The sequence below is a fragment of the Stenotrophomonas sp. As-7 genome, from assembly GCF_030291015.1.
Taxonomy (GTDB): domain Bacteria; phylum Pseudomonadota; class Gammaproteobacteria; order Xanthomonadales; family Xanthomonadaceae; genus Stenotrophomonas; species Stenotrophomonas lactitubi.
Genome location: NZ_CP127405.1, coordinates 2,837,427 through 2,855,085, shown reverse-complemented (window position 1 = coordinate 2,855,085; position 17,659 = coordinate 2,837,427). Strand labels below are relative to the sequence as shown.

16 protein-coding genes are annotated in these 17,659 nt (G+C 66.1%); 11 read left to right on the top strand and 5 right to left on the bottom strand.

Going from position 1 to position 17,659, the window contains the following annotated elements; translation table 11 throughout:
• Positions 1–2: 2 nt before the first annotated feature.
• The 4 genes from lldD to QP457_RS13080 all read left to right on the top strand — a co-directional run bounded on the left by lldD (position 3) and on the right by QP457_RS13080 (position 4,538).
• Positions 3–1,142: an FMN-dependent L-lactate dehydrogenase LldD gene (lldD, locus tag QP457_RS13095; protein ID WP_100552785.1), complete on the top strand. Its 1,140-nt coding sequence runs from the start codon at positions 3–5 to the stop codon at positions 1,140–1,142.
• Entirely contained in the window at positions 1,139–2,845 is a 1,707-nt protein-coding gene (gene dld, locus QP457_RS13090; protein ID WP_205404462.1) for a D-lactate dehydrogenase, read from the top strand. Before lldD ends, dld begins: the two co-directional genes overlap by 4 nt.
• A gap of 92 nt (positions 2,846–2,937) precedes the next feature.
• On the top strand, positions 2,938–3,543 hold the full coding sequence (locus QP457_RS13085) for an SMI1/KNR4 family protein (protein WP_205404463.1): 606 nt from the start codon (positions 2,938–2,940) through the stop codon (positions 3,541–3,543).
• Positions 3,544–3,671: 128 nt separating this feature from the next.
• On the top strand, positions 3,672–4,538 hold the full coding sequence (locus tag QP457_RS13080) for a hypothetical protein (RefSeq protein ID WP_205404464.1): 867 nt from the start codon (positions 3,672–3,674) through the stop codon (positions 4,536–4,538).
• Positions 4,539–4,587: 49 nt separating this feature from the next.
• Here QP457_RS13080 and QP457_RS13075 read toward each other — a convergent pair whose 3' ends face one another.
• A complete protein-coding gene (locus tag QP457_RS13075) occupies positions 4,588–4,881 on the bottom strand; it encodes a hypothetical protein (RefSeq protein ID WP_025878511.1) in 294 nt (97 codons plus the stop codon).
• A gap of 168 nt (positions 4,882–5,049) precedes the next feature.
• Here QP457_RS13075 and QP457_RS13070 point away from each other — a divergent pair, with 168 nt between their 5' ends.
• Both QP457_RS13070 and QP457_RS13065 read left to right on the top strand, forming a co-directional pair.
• A complete protein-coding gene (locus QP457_RS13070; RefSeq protein ID WP_205404465.1) occupies positions 5,050–5,712 on the top strand; it encodes a decarboxylase in 663 nt (220 codons plus the stop codon).
• A gap of 78 nt (positions 5,713–5,790) precedes the next feature.
• Positions 5,791–6,555, top strand: a complete 765-nt coding sequence (locus QP457_RS13065) for a CDP-diacylglycerol diphosphatase (RefSeq protein WP_205404466.1) — start codon at positions 5,791–5,793, stop codon at positions 6,553–6,555.
• Here QP457_RS13065 and QP457_RS13060 read toward each other — a convergent pair.
• Positions 6,552–7,157, bottom strand: a complete 606-nt coding sequence (locus QP457_RS13060; protein ID WP_205404467.1) for a GNAT family protein — start codon at positions 7,155–7,157, stop codon at positions 6,552–6,554. The genes QP457_RS13065 and QP457_RS13060 overlap by 4 nt on opposite strands.
• Positions 7,158–7,376: 219 nt before the next feature.
• Here QP457_RS13060 and QP457_RS13055 point away from each other — a divergent pair, with 219 nt between their 5' ends.
• Positions 7,377–10,103, top strand: coding sequence for a TonB-dependent receptor (locus QP457_RS13055; protein ID WP_205404468.1), 2,727 nt, complete (start codon positions 7,377–7,379; stop codon positions 10,101–10,103).
• Positions 10,104–10,214: 111 nt separating this feature from the next.
• The gene (locus tag QP457_RS13050; protein ID WP_205404469.1) at positions 10,215–10,847 is read left to right on the top strand and encodes a hypothetical protein; all 633 of its coding nucleotides are present in this window, start codon (positions 10,215–10,217) and stop codon (positions 10,845–10,847) included.
• Positions 10,848–10,874: 27 nt separating this feature from the next.
• Here the strand turns inward: QP457_RS13050 and QP457_RS13045 are convergent, their stop codons facing one another.
• Positions 10,875–11,516 carry a hypothetical protein gene (locus tag QP457_RS13045; RefSeq protein ID WP_205404470.1) on the bottom strand — a complete coding sequence of 214 codons (642 nt, stop codon included), beginning with the start codon at positions 11,514–11,516 and terminating at the stop codon, positions 10,875–10,877.
• A gap of 184 nt (positions 11,517–11,700) precedes the next feature.
• Here QP457_RS13045 and QP457_RS13040 point away from each other — a divergent pair, with 184 nt between their 5' ends.
• A complete protein-coding gene (locus QP457_RS13040) occupies positions 11,701–12,861 on the top strand; it encodes an amidohydrolase family protein (RefSeq protein WP_205404471.1) in 1,161 nt (386 codons plus the stop codon).
• Between the two features lie 589 nt (positions 12,862–13,450).
• Here the strand turns inward: QP457_RS13040 and QP457_RS13035 are convergent.
• Complete coding sequence (locus QP457_RS13035) at positions 13,451–14,332, bottom strand: LysR substrate-binding domain-containing protein (RefSeq protein WP_205404472.1); 882 nt, start codon at positions 14,330–14,332, stop codon at positions 13,451–13,453.
• Positions 14,333–14,426: 94 nt separating this feature from the next.
• Here QP457_RS13035 and QP457_RS13030 point away from each other — a divergent pair, with 94 nt between their 5' ends.
• The gene (locus QP457_RS13030; protein WP_205404473.1) at positions 14,427–15,128 is read left to right on the top strand and encodes an ankyrin repeat domain-containing protein; all 702 of its coding nucleotides are present in this window, start codon (positions 14,427–14,429) and stop codon (positions 15,126–15,128) included.
• A gap of 50 nt (positions 15,129–15,178) precedes the next feature.
• Positions 15,179–16,627, top strand: coding sequence for an amidohydrolase family protein (locus tag QP457_RS13025; RefSeq protein ID WP_205404474.1), 1,449 nt, complete (start codon positions 15,179–15,181; stop codon positions 16,625–16,627).
• Positions 16,628–16,659: 32 nt separating this feature from the next.
• On the opposite strand, the gene QP457_RS13020 is transcribed toward QP457_RS13025, so the two are convergent.
• Positions 16,660–17,589 carry a LysR family transcriptional regulator gene (locus QP457_RS13020; RefSeq protein ID WP_100552775.1) on the bottom strand — a complete coding sequence of 310 codons (930 nt, stop codon included), beginning with the start codon at positions 17,587–17,589 and terminating at the stop codon, positions 16,660–16,662.
• Between the last annotated feature and the right edge of the window lie 70 nt (positions 17,590–17,659).

Here is a 17,659-nt window from a genome sequence, read left to right as displayed (position 1 = left end):
CCATGATCATTTCCGCCTCCACCGATTACCGTGCAGCAGCCGAGCGTCGGTTGCCGCCGTTCCTGTTCCACTACATCGATGGCGGTGCGTATGCCGAGCACACGCTGAAGCGCAACGTGTCCGACCTGTCCGACATTGCGCTGCGCCAGCGCATCCTGCGCAACATGTCCGACCTGAGCCTGGAAACCGAGCTGTTCGGCGAGAAGCTGGCGATGCCGGTGGCGCTGGCCCCGGTCGGCCTGACCGGCATGTATGCCCGTCGCGGTGAAGTGCAGGCGGCGCGCGCAGCCGACAGCCGGGGCATTCCGTTCACGTTGTCCACGGTGTCGGTGTGCCCGATCGAAGAAGTCGCGCCGGCGATCCAGCGCCCGATGTGGTTCCAGCTGTACGTGCTGCGCGATCGCGGTTTCATGCGCAATGCGCTGGAGCGCGCGCAGGCGGCGGGTGTGACCACCTTGGTGTTCACGGTCGACATGCCGGTGCCGGGCGCGCGCTATCGTGACGCACACTCGGGCATGAGTGGTCCGAATGCTGCAATGCGCCGGATCGGCCAGGCCATCACCCATCCGCGCTGGGCGTGGGACGTGGGCCTGCGCGGACGCCCGCATGACCTCGGCAACATTTCCACCTACCGTGGCAACCCAACGGGCCTGGAGGACTACATCGGCTGGCTGGGCAGCAACTTCGATCCGTCCATTTCGTGGAAGGACCTGGAGTGGATCCGCGAGTTCTGGAAGGGCCCGATGGTGATCAAGGGCATCCTCGACCCGGACGATGCACGTGACGCGGTCGCCTTCGGCGCCGATGGCATCGTGGTCTCCAACCATGGCGGCCGCCAGCTGGATGGTGTGCTGTCCACCGCACGTGCCTTGCCTGCCATCGCCGATGCGGTGCAGGGCGACCTGAAGATCCTCGCCGATTCGGGTATCCGCACCGGGCTGGACGTGGTGCGCATGCTGGCGCTGGGCGCCGATACCGTGCTGCTGGGGCGCGCCTTCGTCTACGCGCTTGCCGCACAGGGCGAGGCCGGCGTGGCCAACCTGCTGGACCTGATCGCCAAGGAAATGCGCGTGGCGATGACACTGACCGGTGCACACCGCATCGCCGATATCGGCCGTGATTCGCTGGTGCGCCTGCCATGAGTGATCGCAATACGGTGCTGGCGCAGTTGCGTGCCGCGGTGGGGGACCGCCACGTACTGACCGGCGACAAGGCCACCCGTCGCTTCCGTCGCGGCTATCGCTTTGGCGACGGCCCGGTGCTGGCGGTGGTGCGCCCGGGCTCGCTGCTGCAGCTGTGGCAGGTGCTGCAGGCGGCGGTGCAGGGCGGCGCGGCGATCATCCTGCAGGCGGCCAATACCGGCCTGACCGGCGGTTCCACCCCGGATGGTGACGACTACGGCCGGCCGATCGTGCTGATCAGCACGCTACGCCTGACCGGCATCCAGCTGTTGAACGAGGGGCGGCAGGTACTGTGCCTGCCCGGCGCCACGCTGGACCGCTTGGAGCAGACGCTGGCACCCCTCGGCCGCGAGCCGCACTCGGTGATCGGCTCGTCGTGCATCGGCGCCTCGGTGCTGGGCGGCATCTGCAACAACTCCGGTGGCGCACTGGTGCGCCGTGGCCCTGCCTACACCGAGCTGGCGCTGTATGCCCAGGTTGACGAGCGGGGCGAACTGCAGCTGGTCAACCATCTGGGCATCGCGCTGGGCGATACGCCCGAGCAGATCCTGCAGCGTCTGCAGGACGGTGACTACCGAGCTGCAGACGTCAGCAATGGGGATGGCCGTGCCGCCTCCGATCCGCGTTACGCCGAGGAAGTACGCAAGGTGGATGCCGATACTCCGGCACGCTTCAATGCCGACCCCAGCCGCCATTTCGAGGCGGCCGGATCGGCGGGCAAGCTGGCCGTGTTCGCCGTGCGCCTGGATACGTTCGAGAAGGAGGCCGCCGAGGTCTTCTACATCGGCAGCAACCGCACCGACAGCCTGACCGCGATCCGCCGCCAGCTGCTGACCGGCTTCGAGCGCCTGCCGATCGCCGGCGAGTACATCCACCGCGATGCCTATGACATCGGTGAGCGTTACGGCAAGGACAGCTTCCTGCTGATCGACAAGCTCGGCACCGCACGCGTGCCGGCCGCGTTCGCGCTGAAGAGCCGGGTCGATGGCTGGTTCGAACGGCTTGGCCTGCGTGGCGTGACCGACAGGGTGATGCAGACGCTGACCGGTCTGCTGCCTTCGCACCTGCCCAAGCGCATGGGCGAGTTCCGCCAGCGCTACGAGCATCACCTGCTGCTGAAGGTTTCCGCACAGGATGCGGCCGCCACCGAGACGTGGCTGCGCGGCTTCTTCAACGACCATGAAGGCGGGTACTTCCACTGCACGGCGGACGAAGGGCGCAAGGCGTTCCTGCATCGCTTCGCCGTGGCCGGTGCCGCCGTGCGCTATCGCGAAGTGCACCGCGAGCAGGTGCAGGACATCGTCGCGCTGGACATCGCGCTGCGCCGTGATGATGCCGACTGGTTCGAGCAGCTGCCGGCAGACATCGACGGCCGCCTCTTGCACAAGCTGTACTACGGCCACTTCCTGTGCCACGTGTTCCACCAGGACTACATCGCGCGCAAGGGTGAAGACCCGATGGCCATCGAGCACGCGATGTGGGCATTGCTGGACCAGCGCGGTGCCGAGTATCCGGCCGAGCACAATGTCGGCCACCTGTATCCGGCCAAGCCGGCGCTGGCCGGCTTCTACCGCACGCTGGACCCGAGCAATACCTTCAACCCCGGCATCGGCCAGACGTCGAAGGCGAAAGGGTGGGGTGGCTGCGACTGTAACGGACACTGATGGCAAACGCCTCGAAAATTCGGATTCGTTGTATTCCAGACTCATCGCCTTGGCACTAGCCTGAGCCCTTGCAATAGACGGATGCACGATCGATGCAGAGCGCAAATGAAATATGGGTTTCCATCAGAGCGTCGCTTTTCGAGAAGCACTGTCTGGATGAGATGCAGCTACGGCCAGGAGCTTCCGAAAGTGAATTGATTGAATTGGAGGCCCAGTTGGGAGTTGTTCTGCCAGATCTGCTGAAGCAGATGCTGATGATTCACGACGGACAGGACGGGTTCGGGCTTCTTTTCGGAAATCAGATGCTCTCGATAGCGGAGATCCTGCGGCAGTGGCGAGGATGGCGGGAGATCGAGGCTGACGGGATGAACGAAGACTGCGCTGAGTTCATGGAGGCTAGCCCTCCTGGGGTGGTGAAGTCCATGTACACGAATGCGCGCTGGATACCGCTCACGCATGACGGCGGTGGAAATCACATGGGCTTGGACTTCGATCCCGATGCGGGTGGGTCTGAAGGTCAGATGATTGCGTTTGGGGCTGACGAAGATACGAAATATCTTCTCGCACGTACTTTTGATGATTTTGTGGCGAAGGCCTTGGAGTGGATCCAACAGTCGCGTTGGAATGACGGCGGCCTGCAATCAGACGCCGATGATGGTTTTGCTCCCCCTGCGATTCTGCGTTGCATCAGCGGATAGCCCCGGATGCCGTTCTCATGGTGGCTCCCTGTATTGCCTGCGACGTGATCGGAATTGATGCAGAAGACCGTTCTTCTCTGCGTTACCATCCGTGTTCCGTAGGCATGCACCGATGCGCAGGAGTTGCGATGCAGAGAACAGTTATTCGCACCGTGCTGAGCACACTGCTGCTGTCCGCTCCGCTGCTTGCGCAGGCTGCTGCCCCCGTCCAACAGGATGCCGCAGGCAACCGGTTGGAGGCGCTATTGCTGCAGGGCGAGCAGGGAGCGGACGACCCCGAGCGCTACTGCACTGCCGATGGCCAGTGGTGCGTGCGGGCGTTGCCCGCAACAGGCCAAGACCAGCCGGCAGCACTGGAAGTCGCCGAGCGTGCGGGTGATGACGCCGAACCAAAGATGCGACACGTCCCCATCAACGTGGTTGACGATGGCGACCTGCGGGTCTGGCCTTTCATCGTGCGCCTGGCCCCCGGCGCGGGTGCAGGCCAGACCGTGGCCGATCCGCAACAGGCGACACTGCAGAACGTGCTCGTCGGCGGCCTGCTGGAGGCCCGCGCGATGTATTCCGGTGGCGGTGCCAGCGCATCGACCCTGCAGCTGGCGCGCATCCGCCATCTCGATGGAGGCATCCAGGTGGACGCCGACGTGCTGTCCGTTGCGTTGTCGGCCAACAAGATGATCCGGGCCTGTTTCAGTGAGCGCGATTTCGATCAGCGCGCCGGTGCCTGCCACGACGAATACAGTTTCGACGCTGAACTTGCGTTGGCAACCGAGGGGCAGGATATGCCCGTGCTGCGCTACCGGACCGAGGCCAGCAACTACCCGGCCGGGGTATCACCGCAGCGGGACTCGCTGGCCAAGGGACGGTTGAGGAAGAAGGATCTGCGCACCGAACAGGACGCGGAATGCAGCTACACGCGTACCTTCCGCTTCACCTCAGGGGCTTACCAGCCGGATCAGCCGCTGCCGGAGTGCTCGGGCTACACCGAGCCCTGAGCCATGGAGCCGGGCAGGGGCCCGGCTCTGTGCGACGACGCTGGCGCGTTTACTCGCAGCGGGTGGCGGTGATGATGTTGTCCTTGTCCACGAACACGCGCAGGCGGTCCTGGCGGATGTCCTTGGTGGTGATGGTGGCCGGGCCGATGGGATTGACCATGCCGGCGCCGCTTTCGCTGGACAGGCGGCGGATGTTCGGCTCGTTGGCCGGCTGGCCGATGGCCCAGCCCAGCTGGCTGGCATCGCAGCGGCCACTGCCCTTGACCTCCGGGCCGGGAGTGCTGACACAGGCCGACAGCAACAGGGCCGAGGCGGGCAGCAACAGAGTCAGGCGGATGGTCATGCGGGCGCTCCTGCGCAGGGGATTGGCGGCACGATAGCACTGACCGCGCGAAACCCGGCAGCGTTCGGGTCATTGCCCGCGCGGCCGCTGCACTGCATAGTGGCCGGCGTTGCCGGCAGCGTGCCGGTGGGCAGGCCGGGCCAGTCCGGTGCAGGTGTTGGGTCCAGTATGACGGCAGGCAGTTTGTGTGGCAGGCAGAACGCAGTGAAGGCGGTGGCTGTGCTGTCGCTGCTTTGCATGGCAGTGGCCGCCTTGGCCGCCGAACCGGTCGCAGCGCCCGCCGCCGAAGCGCCGGTGTTCGGTGGCTGGCGCAACCTGCAGACCGAGGCGGGTTACCAGCCGGCGCAGCGCAACCTGGCGTTCGCGCTGCTGCCGCAGGCTGCAACCCGTGGTGATCGCTTCGCCATCCTCGACCGCGAAGGCAAGCGCACGGTGTGCTGCCTGCAGGTGGCCAGCGAGTCGCTGGGTGTTGCCGCGCTGCGCGAGCAGTACCACCTGCCGCAGGCGGGGGTGACCGATCTTAGCAACGGCCGCAGCCCGGCGCGCCCGTACCTGCCGCATGTCTATGCGATGCAGCGGGTGGATGAACTGGCCGACTATGGTTTCGCCGATGTTGCCGGGGCCTACAGCGATCTGGGCGGGCTGCTGCTGCCCGACGCTGCCGCGCTGGACGCCGACGGCAGCGAGGTGCGCCTGGGCGAGGCCCATTATCGCCTGCAGTTCCATCGTCAGCCGCTGGCCGATGACGATGGCGCACTGGACCGCTATACCCTGCAGTTGCTGCCTACGGGTGCACCGGTCGTGGTTGAAGTGCCGTTCGGCACCTACTGATTGCCACATCTCACTGGCTAGAATGGCGGGCGGCGCTGCCTGTCGCGCCTGATCCCGCGAGTTGTTGCCGTGCGATTTATGCTGCTGCCCCTGATGTTGCTGGCCGGTTGTGCCAGCGTGCCCCCCGCGCCGCCGCCGGCCCATTCGGATGCGCTGTGGCGCCTGATCGAGCGTGATTGCCAGGGCGCACAGTCGCCACGCGGCGATTGCCTGCAGGTGCGCCCGGCTGTCGACCACCGCGATGTGCTGGTCAAGGATGCGCACGGCCACTATCAGTTCCTGCTGATGCCGCTGGACAAGGTCAGCGGCATCGAAAGCCCCGCGCTGTACCGGCGTGGCGCACCCAATTACTTCGCCGCTGCCTGGCAGGCCCGCACGCGCACCGAACAGGCGCTGGGCCAGCCGCTGCCGCGCAGCGTCGCCAGCCTGGCATTGAATTCGCCGCATGGTCGCTCGCAGCACCAGCTGCACATCCACGTCGACTGCCTGCGCGCTGACGTTCTGCAGGCGTTGGAAGACAATCGCGCGACCCTCGGCACGCAGTGGGCACCACTTCCGGTGCTGTTGCGCGGCCATCAGTACCAGGCGCGGCTGCTGCCCGGCGAAGCGCTGACTGCCAATCCGCTCAACCTGCTGGCCTATGGCCTGAGCGGCGTGGACAAGGTTGGCCAATGGAGTCTGCTGGTGGCTGGGCACGAGGACGTGCACGGCGCGCCCGGTTTCATCCTGCTGGCCACGCAGCTGGACCCGGACAGCGGCAACGATGCCAGCGCCGAGGAGCTGCAGGACCATGCCTGCAGCGTGTTGACCGGTGCGGATGCTTCGCTGGAGCGGGTGCGCTAGTTTTCCGTTGGCTGCCGCTGCAGCCAGACGGGGGCAGTCAGGGCGTACAGCTGGCGGTCCTGCCAGCCTTCGGCATCCAGGTGGTGGTCGCGCAGCAGGCCTTCGCGCTCGAAGCCGAGCGCCTGCAGGGTAGCGACCAGTTCGCTGCCTGCATCGGGCGGCAGCAGCACGAACAAGCGACGGATTCCTACCTGTTCGAACAGGAACGTGCACAGCGCCTGCAACGAAGCGTGCAGCTGCCGTTGCCGGGGGCAGCCTGCTGCATGCAGCCAGCGCAGTTCGACGCTGCGCGCATGCGCGCAATGCAGGCGCAGATTCAGCTGGTCCAGCAGCTCACCCACTGCATCGAAGCTGCCCAGCAGCAGATGATCGTTGTCGTGTTGCAGCTGCGAACGCTGCACACCGCAGAGGAAGTGGGCTTCGGCATCGAAATGGCCAGGCAGGTTGCTGCTGCGTTCGACCTGCTGATGGTAGTGACGCCAGGCGGAAAGGTCTGAACGCTGCAGGGGGCGCAGTACGACGGGCCCGTGCTGGAGCCGCAGGAGATGGCGGCGCAGCACCGGTCGCAGCGGTGGCAGGGAAGCAGGGAAATACCGGTTCATGGGGTGGGACGATGCCGCACCTGGGCGAACGGGGACAATGAAAGAAGTTGCAAACGCGGTGTTGCCGACGCCTGCGGTCTGATTCGGTTCAGGCATAAGGCCATCAGGCCTGGTCATTTCCGTTGCAACCATCCGTTCAGGACACTTTCGTTACGGGATCGTTATGCGCGCACCGTCGCCAGCGTCCCGGACCACCCGCCCAACTCCCCCAGGAAGCCCATGTCCGCCTCTTCCCTGGCGCTGCGCCCGCGTCCGCTGGTGCTTGCCTTGTCGTCCCTGATGCTGGCCTCGTTGCCGGCCTTCGCGCAGGAAAGCGCACCCACCTCATTGCAGGAAGTGAAGGTCACCGGCTCGCGCATCCCGCGTGCCAGCGTCGAGGGGCCGTCACCGGTCACGGTGATCAGCCGCGAGCAGATCGATGCGCAGGGCTACCGCAACGCCTTCGATGCGTTGAGCGCGCTCACTGAAAACACCGGTAACGTGCAGGGCGAAGACTTCGGCAATACTTTCACCCCGGCGGCGAATACCATCAACCTGCGTGGCCTGGGCCCGAACCGCACGCTGGTGCTGGTCAATGGCCGGCGCCAGGCCGACTATCCGCTGGCCTACGAGGGCTCGGTGAACGTGGTCAACCTGGCCAACATCCCCAGTGCGTTGATCGAGCGCATCGAGGTGCTGGCCGCAGGCGCATCAGCGGTGTACGGCTCCGATGCGATCGCCGGCGTGGTCAACATCATCCTCAAGGACCGTTTCGACGGCGTGGACGTCAACGTGCGTGCCGGCGGCACCCAGCAGGGTGGTGGTGACAACCAGCGCGTGCAGGTGGTGGGCGGCAGCTCGGGCGATCGCTGGGAAGGCCTGTTCGGCTTCGAACTGGACGTGCGCAAGGCGATCCACGCGCGGCAGCGCGACTTCATGGATTCGCTGGACGATGATCCTACCGGCAAGGCGCCACAGCCGACGGCCATCGCCTATCGTCGCAACGCAGCCACCGGTCGCAACATCGATCCGGGCGTCGCTGGCTGCGATGCGGCCTCGGCCATCTACGGTGGCAGCGTGTTCCGCGCCAACAACCCGCGCCAAGGCGCGTACTGCGGCAGCAACGAGGCCGCTGCCAGCTACTGGACCGTGCAGACCGAGAAGCGCAACCTCAACGGCTACGGCCTGCTGACGTTCCACGTCAACGACAGCACCGACCTGTTCGCCGATGTCGCCGTGGGCAGCGCACGGATCCACAACAACACGCGTGCACCCACCTGGACCTCGTCACGCAACTACTTCTACAACCAGAACACGGGCAACCTGGAAAGCTGGTACCGCCGCTTTGCGCCAGAGGAAATCGGCGGCCTGCCACGCAACGCCAATCGTTTCCTGGAAAACTCGTGGTCGTTCAATGTCGGTGCGCGTGGCCAGTTCGGTGACAGCGGCTGGGACTACGAGGCGGTCTACAGCCGCTCGCGCTACGAGAACCGTACGCGCCGGCCGGTGCTGCTGGCCGGTATCAACGAGTACCTGCTCGGTCCGCAGCTCGGTGTGCGAAACGGCGTTGAGGTCTATGCGCCGGATCCCTCGCGCCTGTTCCGGCCGCTGACGTCCGATGAGTACGGTCGCCTGTCCGACTACCAGGAAAGCCGCAACGCGGCGTGGCTGCAGACCTTCAGTGCGACGGTCAATGGTCGCCTGTTCGCCTTGCCGGGTGGCGATGCCGCGTTGGCCGCAGTGGTCGAAGCGGGCAGCCAGGGCTATCGCAACCGTCCGGACCCGCGCCTGGGCACCGGTGAATTCTGGAACACCAGCGCCGGCATCGGTGCCGGTGGCGAACGTGACCGCTATGCGGCGGGCGTTGAACTGCAGCTGCCGTTGCTGCAGTCGCTGACCACCACCCTGGCAGGTCGCTACGACCAGTACCGCGCCGGTGGCGAGCATCTCGGCAAGGCAACCTGGAGCTTCGGTGTCGAATTCCGTCCGATCGAAAGCCTGCTGATCCGCGGCACCGCGGCCACCAGCTTCCGTGCGCCGGACATGAACTATGTGTTTGCCACCGAGACCCGTGGCTACAACCCGGGCATGACCGACTACTGGCGCTGCCGCACCGCCGGCCAGTCGTATGACAACTGCGACTACAACGGCCTGTCGATCGACTACAGCAACCGCGCCAATCCGCAGCTGCAGCCGGAGTCGGCCAAGTCGTATGGTTTCGGCGTGGTCTGGTCGCCGCTGTCCGGGCTGGATTTCAGCGCCGACTACTACGACATCCGCATCGACAACGAGGTGACCAGCCTGGACACCAGCCGCATCCTCCGTGATGAGGCCGACTGCCGGCTGGGTCGCACCCTCGGCGGCGAGGCGCGCGACATCGGTTCGTCGCTGTGCCAGGACGCGCTGTCGCGGGTGATCCGCAATCCCTCCAATGCCACCGTGCAGCCGGACCAGGTAACCCGCGTACTGATCAACCCGATCAATGCAGCGTCCGAATCGGTGCGTGGCATCGACCTGAAGGGTAACTGGCGCTTTGATGCGGGCCGCTATGGCCGCTTCACCACGCGTCTGGCCTACACCCTGGTGCTGGAGCACGAGTACAAGCAGTTTGCCGATGACGAAGTGCGCGACATCCGCAATTCGCTGGATGACTGGCAGTGGCGCAGCAAGGCCAATGGCAGCATCACCTGGAACCAGGGCGACTGGACCGCGACGATCTATGGCAACCGCTATGGCTCGTTGCCCAAGAGCGATGGCAGTGGCCGCATCGCGCCGTACATGACCTACAACGCCAGTGTGTTCCGCCAGTTCGGCGAGAACCTGACACTGGGTGTGATCGTCAACAACCTGCGCGACAGCCGGCCGCCGGCGGACAAGAATGGGGGTGGTTGGCCGTTCTATCCGGTCGGCAACTACGACCCGTATGGCCGTCAGTTCTGGGTGGAGCTGGATTACCGGTTCCGTTGATCGAAGCGGAAAACGAAAGGCCCGGCATTGCCGGGCTTTTCTTTGTCTGGCACTTCGCTTCCAGCGCCATGGAGTGGCATGCTCACAAGCTCACCAGGGAGGGAGCAGCGCATGGACGTTCGTCATCTGATGGTTGTGGTGTTGGCAGTTGCGGGCTGCAGCAGCAAGCAAGAAGTACCACCTGTTGCTGCCATGGATGCTGCGATGGCGCCTGCCGACCGGAGTGAGGCAGCGACACCGGCACGTTCCGCTGCGACATCCGCCGGCACTGCCGCCGCTTCGCCAGGGCTTGCAGTCGTTGCTCCGGGGGCCACTCAATCGGGTGCGGCTTTCCTCTCTGGCGAAAGGAGCCTGTTGAGCGAGGGGGCGATGTCCGTCGAAAGATTCCAGGCGGTGGTCGGCTCGAACAAAGCATTCGCACAGGCGGTCGGCCAGTTCGAGCAGGACGTGGCGCGCAACCCGGAAGCGCAGGATCTGACCGCGCTGTACAGGTCAGCGGTGACCGCCGCACTGGACGGAAATACGGACCTTGTCTCGTTCGCGTGCGGTTACAGCCTGTGCCTGGGCGAGATCCGCAGCCGGACCGACGACGGCTTCAGCGCTTGGGCACGCTCCTTCGGTGACGGCAATACGCCGCCCGTCTATGCATTCGCAACGGCCGAGTACACCCTGGGCCGGAACCTGCATTCGGGGCGCTTTGTGTTCTCCACCGATCCGGCTGCCAACGGCATCACCACCCAGTAGGCGAAGGCATGCTGGGCCGATGAAACGCTACGGCAGCGCCTGCACCAGGTACGACTCGATGACGTAGCTGAAAGGCTGCTGCTGGCGGTCGCGGAGCAGGGCGCGCACTTCCAGGATCACGCCACGGTCGCCTTCGCCGCGTGGCGGCCAGAACGTCTGGTCGGTGAGGGTCTGGCGCTGGAAGCCGAGCGGACCGACCACACGGCCAAAGGGCTCGTCGGCGGTGTCGAGCACCTGGTTCATGGCCGGGCTGAGATGGTCGGGCAGGTACCAGTTGTCGGCCTCGGACAGCACGCGGCTGCCGCAGGCCAGCTGCACACGGCGGTAACGCAGGGGCGTGGAGGCATTGGCGCCCAAGGCCTGAAGCACGTCGGCCGGCGCAGGCTTGTCCTGGCCATGTACGCGCACGGCGCGGACCCGGGCCTGCTCGGCCAGGCCGTGCTCGGCACACCAGCTTTCCAGGGTGGCGGTGGCGCTCTGGCCGGCCAGCACGCGCTGATGCAGCACCTCGACCAGCGCAGCCGAGGCGATCCGCTGCTGGCCCGGAGGCGCCTGCAGGGGCGCGCTGGCGTTGGCATCGGTGGCGGACAGGCTGGCGATCGGGGCGGCGGCCAACAGGGACGCGGCCTGCCAGCGGCGAAGACGATCGTGGCGGTCGGACGGGCCCATGCGGCATCACAGCGGAAACAGGCGCCCATGTTACCCGTTCAGGCGTGCATCCGGCGTCCCTGCGGCGCAGGGTCGCGGGCGGGATTCATCGTGCCGGTGAATGCATGGCATGCGGATATTTCGTTGGCCGATGGCAGCGGTGACGGGCAGGATGGCGCCAGTATTGGCTTTCCGGGAGATCCAGATGACTCTGCAGTTCGTCCATGGTGGCGTCGATCGCGACGGTACCCCGCTGCATTTCCATGTCCGTGATGGCCGTTTCGTCGGCATCAACAGCGACCATGCCGCACCGGAGGAGGCCGAAAGCGTCGACCTGACCGGCTTTACTGTTCTGCCTGGACTGGTCGACGGCCATATCCATCTGGACAAGAGCTTCGTCGGCGACCGCTGGCATCCGCATCAGCCAGTGAACAGCCTGCGCGAACGCCTGGCGGTGGAGAAGACCGCGATTGCCGCTGCTGCGCCGATGGCGGACCGTGCCGAGGCGCTGATCCGCCAGTGCAGCGGATTCGGTACGGTGGCGATGCGTTGCCACGTCGACATCGATGGCAGTACCGGCCTGCAGCATCTGCAGGCGGTGCGCGAGGCGGCGCTGCGCTGTGCCGACATCATGCGCATCCAGCTGGTGGCGTTCCCGCAGGCGGGGGTGATGTCGTGCCCGGGTACGGCGGCGGTGCTGGAACAGGCGATTGCTGCAGGGGTGGAAGTACTGGGTGGCATCGACCCGAGCACGCTGGACGGGGATGCCGACGGCCAGCTTGCGTTGTTGTTCGGGCTGGCCGAGCGCTATGGCGTGCGCTTGGACATCCATCTGCACGAGCCGGGCGAGACCGGGTTGGCGCAGCTGCTGCGGATCGCGGCGCGCACGCGCGCGGCGGGCCTGCAGGGCAGGGTGGCGGTCAGTCACGCTTATGCGCTGGGCGAGGTGCCATTGGCGCGGGCGCTGCAGGTGGGTGAGGCGTTGGCTGCCGCAGGCGTAGCGATCATGAGCAACGCACCGGGCGACCATCCGTTCCCGCCGTTGCGCGCACTGCACGACGCGGGTGTACGCGTGTTTGCCGGTAACGACAACATCCGCGACTGCTGGTGGCCCTACGGCAATGGCGACCTGCTGCAGCGGGCGATGCTGCTCGGTTACCGCTCCGGCTTCTACACCGATGCGGACCTGATGCTGGCGCTGGACATGGTCACCACCCATGCGGCGGCGGTGATCGGGCTGCCGCAGTACGGCATTGCAGACGATCTTCCGGCCACCTTCGTGGCGGTGCGTGCCGACCATGGTCCGGCTGCGGTGGCAGGGGTGCCGGTGGAGCGCCGCGTGGTGGTCGACGGTCGCTGGCTGTAGCGGCCGGGCTGCGCCCGACAACCATTGGTAGTGCCGGCCGCTGGCCGGCAACCTCAGCAACAGCAACAGCAACAGCAACAGCGGCATTCCGTGGGAGGGCGGGGCGGTGTCGGAGTGCGGGGACGCCGTAAACCCATCCATGGGGGCTTGGCAGCCGCATCCATGCGGCTGACACCCCGCAATCCGACACCGCCCCACCTCTGACAGTTTTTCGGTGTCTGGTAGATACACGCCATGCGTGGATGAATCTCCATCGAAATCGAATATTTCGACAATTGATCGAAGAGCATCCACGCATGGCGTGGATCTACGTGTCGACCAAGCTCGACACCCACCAAGAGCAGGCCATGCCATTCCCACAGATCGCGGGAATCTATCGAAGGCGGGGTGGGTCCGGTGGCAGGGGCGTGAGCCGCATGGATGCGGCGACCGAGCTTACATGGACGTACTTGCAGCGGCCCCTGCCACCGGACCCACCCCGCCATCCCTCAGGAAGCCTGCTGTTGCTGTTGCTGTTGCTTCGGCTGTTGAGGTTGCCGGCCAGCGGCCGGCACTACCCGTGAGTGCAGGGCGCAGCCCTGCCAACCTTTCAGTCCGGCTCGCGCTGTACCTGCCGCCAGAGTTCAGCGGCCAGCGCACGCACTGCATCATCGGCATCGGCGCGATGCAGCAGGCCGATCTCGTAGTTGTCTACCACCGGCAGGTCGCGCTCGCCATCGATGATGCGGTGTTCGCGGTTGACCGCGCGACGTGGCAGCAGGCTGATGCCGATGCCGTCGGCTACCGCGCCCTGGATGCCGCTCAGCGAGGAACTGGTGAACGCGATGCGCCAGCGCAGGCCAAGCGCCTCGACGGCCTGGATCATCTCGTCGCGGTACAGTCCGCGCGGCGGGAAGGTGACCAGTGGCAGCGGGTCCTGCTGCAGGCTGCTGCTGCGCAGGCTGTCGATCCAGTGCATGGGTTCACGCCGACAATGCACGGCCTGGCGGGTGTTGCGACGCTGCTTGACCAGCACCAGGTCCAGCTCGCCATGGTCGAAGCCGTGGGCAAGATCACGGCTGAGGCCGCTGCTGATTTCCAGTTTGACCTGCGGGTGGCGGCGGCTGAAGGCGGCGAGCATGCGCGTGGTCTGCGCATTGACGAAGTCTTCAGGAACGCCAATGCGCACCGCGGTCTCCACGGTGGCGCCGGCCAATGCCTGGGCCAGCTCCTCGTTCAGATCCAGCATGCGCCGGGCATAGCCCAGCAGGGTGTGACCGGCATCGGTGGGATGCACGTCGCGGTGGCCGCGCTCGAGCAGGCGGTGACCGGCGAGTTCCTCCAGGCGCCGAACCTTCTGGCTGACCGTGGACTGGGTTGAATGCAGGCGGGTGGCCGCGGTGGTGAAGCTGCCACAGTCGGCGACCATCACCAGGGCCCGCAGCAGGTCCAGTTCGAACACTGTTCTATTCGATTTGGCACTGTCTTGCATTTGAACATTTCACTTCTGGATACCCGTGCCGACTTCTACCATGCAGGGCAGGGGCCGGCAATGGCCGGCGCCATCGCGCATGAGGAGAGTCACGATGCACCACCCTCGCTCCCGGCAGCGTCGTTCGGCAGTGGCTCGCATGCTGTTGCTGTGCCTGCTGGCCATGGTGATTCCAGCGTGCACGGCGACTTCCAGCAGCGACGCCGATGCGCAGTTGCGCGATGCCGCCAGCCGCGGCGACGCCGAGGCCGTGCGCGAGGCGTTGGACGGTGGTGCCGATCTGGAAGCCCGTGACGGCCAGGGCTGCACGGCCCTGCTGCTGGCCACCCACGGCAACAACGTGGACGCGGCGCGCGAGCTGATCGAGGCCGGCGCCGACGTCAATGCCAAGGACGCGATGCAGGACAGCGCGTACCTGTACGCTGGCGCACGCGGCCTGGACGAGATCCTGGCGCTGACCCTCGCGCACGGTGCAGACCTGCGCAGCACCAACCGCTATGGCGGTACCGCGCTGATTCCTGCTGCCGAACGCGGTCATGTCGCTACCGTGCGTACGCTGCTGCGCGCCGGCGTGGCCGTGGACCATGTCAATCGCCTGCACTGGACTGCACTGCTGGAGGCGATCCTGCTCGGCGATGGTGGTCCGCGCCACGTGCAGATCGTGCAGCTGCTGCTGGATGCTGGTGCCGATCCCGAACTCGCAGATGGTGACGGCGTAACGCCGCTGGCGCATGCCCGGCAACGCGGTTACGCCACCATTGAAACCCTGCTGCGCCAGCACGGCGCGACACGCTGACACCCCCCCCCTTCCACCCGCACGCTGCCGTGCCCACCAGGATGCTGTCCATGTTCCGTTCCCATCCGTTGTCCCTTGCCGTCCTTCTTGCGGTTGCACCACTGTCGGCGTTTGCCGCCGAACGCGCCGATCTGCTGATCCGCAACGCCACGGTGGTCGATGTCGAGCACGCGCGCAGTGTGCCCGGGCAGAGCGTGGTCATCCGTGGCGAGGACATCGTCGCGGTCGGCCCCGATGCGCAGGTACGCAGCCAGTGGAGCAGCAGCCGCCAGATCGATGCCAAGGGCAAGTACCTGATTCCCGGCCTGTGGGACATGCACGTGCATTTCGGCGGCGGCCCGGCGCTGGTGGAAGAGAACAAGGCGCTGCTGCCGCTGTACATCGCCCATGGCATCACCACGATCCGTGACTGCTCCGGCGATCTGCCGCAGCAGGTACTGCAGTGGCGCGGCGAAATCGCCAACGGCACGCTGTTCGGTCCGCGCCTGCTGACGTCGGGTGCGAAGATCGAAGGCATCAAGCCGGTCTGGAAGGGCACGATCGAGGTGGGCAGCAAGGCCGACGCGGACAAGGCGATCGAACGCCTGCAGCACGACAAGGTCGATTTCGCGAAGATCACCGACAGCACGCTGACCCCGGAACTGTTCCTGTACTCGGCCAGTGCCGCGCGCAAGGCGGGGTTCAAGGCCTCAGGCCATATTCCGATGGCGTTGACGGTGGAACAGGCAGTGGATGCAGGCCTGGCCTCGATCGAACATCTGGACTATGCCTTCAAGGCGGGCAGCAAGGATGAAGCGCAGATTGCCGCCGATTTTGGCGCTGGGCGCATCGACCGCGCTGAAGCCAACCACCGCCTCGACGCCAGCTTCGATCGCGAAACCGCGCTGCACGCCTATCGTGATTTCGCCAAGCGCGGCGTATTCGTGACGCCGACGCTCAACGGCGGCCGCATCCTCGACTTCCTCGACCAGGACGACCACGCCAACGATCCGTATCTGGCGTACATCGGCCCGGGCCTGCGTGCGACGTACGCCTGGCGCGTGGAGCGCGCGGCCAAGGCGACGCCGGCGCAGATCGAGGCGCGCCATGCGCAGTACCACCAGGTGGCCGCAGTGCTGCCGCTGCTGCAGGAAGCGGGGGTGAGGATCATTGCCGGCACCGATGCGGGCTTCCTCAACTCGTTCAACTACCCGGGTATCGGCCTGCACCAAGAGATGCAGCTGTTCGTGAAGGAGGGCCTGAGCGCACCGCAGGCGCTGTCGGCCGCGACCCGCTCCGGCCCGGCCTGGTTTGGCCAGATGCAGCGCTATGGCGGTGTCGCCACGGGCAAGGCGGCCGATCTGGTGCTGCTGACGGCCAATCCGCTGCAGGACATCGCCGCGACCGAAAAGATCGACAGTGTGATCCTGCGCGGCGATGTGTACGATCGCGCGGCGCTGGACAAGCTGCTGGCCGACACCAAGGCCAAGGTCGCTGGCTGGAATGCCGCGGCGAAGTAGAACCACGCCCGGGTTGATCTGGCCGGCAGCGCCTAGCGTGGCGCCGGCCGCATGCCATGCAGTTGCGGCAGCGCGGCTTTCATCGCGTCGATGAAGGCGCGCAGGCGCAGGGGTTGCTGTCGTGCGGCAGGGAACACCAGATGCACCGGCAGCGGCGGTGCCTGCCAGTCCGGCAGCAGCTGTACCAATCGCCCTTCGGCCAGGTCGTCGGCCACCAGCCAGGCCGAAACCACCGCCGCGCCCAATCCAGCACGTGCGGCCTGTTGCACCACGAACAGGTTGTCGCTGAGCAGGCGTGGCGTGATCGACAGCGTGTGTGCGCGGCCTTGCGCATCGTGCAGCAACAGACGTTCGCGGTAGTAGGTGACCAGCGAGATCCACGGCAATGCCTGCGCCTGTTCGGGCGTGGTGATCGAACCCGCGTCGGCCAGCGAGGGTGCGGCCACCACGATGCGCGGTACTTCGGCCAGCGGCAGGGCGACCATGCGCGGTTCGTCGACCGTGCCGACCCGCACCGCGCAGTCGATGCCTTCGGCGATGAAGTCCGGGCGGCGGTCCTCAAGGATCCACTCCAGGCTCAACTGTGGATGCTGGGCCAGGAAATCGAGCATGGTCGGCAGCAGCTGCGCCTGGCCGAATGCGTGCGGCACCATCACCCGCAGGCGACCGCTGAGCATCTGGGCCTGGCCGTGCAGCTCGGCCTGCAGCGCTTCCCATTCGTCCACCACCCGCTGCGCATGGCGTTGGCAGCGCTGGCCGTCCTCGGTCAGCAGCAGGCCGTGGGTGGACCGTTGCAGCAGGCGCAGACCCAGTTGCCGCTCCAGGGCTTGCAGCCGACGGCTGACGGTGGGCTGGGTGGTACCCAGTTGCAGGGCAGCAGCAGAAAGGCTGCCGCTGTCCACGATACGCAGGAAAGTGCGCAGCAGGTCCAGGCGGTCGCCACCCAAGGCAAGGTCGTTCATGCGCGTAACGTATGACAAGTATGTAAGTGAGCCTACTACAGACGTGTAGCGAATATAGGCACTCTACGCC